The organism is Luteococcus sp. Sow4_B9, assembly GCF_052116585.1.
In the GTDB taxonomy this organism is placed as follows: domain Bacteria; phylum Actinomycetota; class Actinomycetes; order Propionibacteriales; family Propionibacteriaceae; genus Luteococcus.
In genome coordinates this window covers 1-386 of sequence record NZ_JBQKKT010000084.1, presented here as the reverse complement: position 1 = coordinate 386, position 386 = coordinate 1, and the positions used below count along the sequence as shown (strand labels likewise).

The window sequence follows — 386 nt, the reverse complement described above, 5'->3', positions numbered from 1 at the left end:
CAGAGCGATGCTCGCCGACCGGGCGACCTGGACCCATCAAATCACTCAGCTCGCTCCGGCGGCTTGACATAGAAGCATCAACGGGCTGCTGCGCCAGTACTTCCCCAAGGGAACCGACCTGTCCCGCTGGAGCGCCGCGGATCTCGAGGCCGTCGCCCACACCCTCAACAACCGGCCCCGCAAAAGCCTCAAATGGAGAACCCCGGCCGAGGTCTTCGAAGAACAACTACGATCCCTGGAAGAAGCCGGTGTTGCAACGACCGGTTGAACCTGCCCAGTACGTCAGTTTTGCCCTCACCCAGCGGCTGGTCGAGGCCGGAGTCGATCCATCGGTCGGGTCGAACCACGACCCCTACGACAATGCCCTGGCCGAGTCCACGATCGGG

General features: G+C 63.5%; 1 pseudogene. It reads left to right on the top strand.

Annotation, left to right across the window (positions count from 1 at the left end):
- Positions 1 to 67: 67 nt before the first annotated feature.
- Positions 68 to 268, top strand: a pseudogene (locus ACTQ49_RS15050) (transposase); the annotation flags it as partial.
- Between the last annotated feature and the right edge of the window lie 118 nt (positions 269 to 386).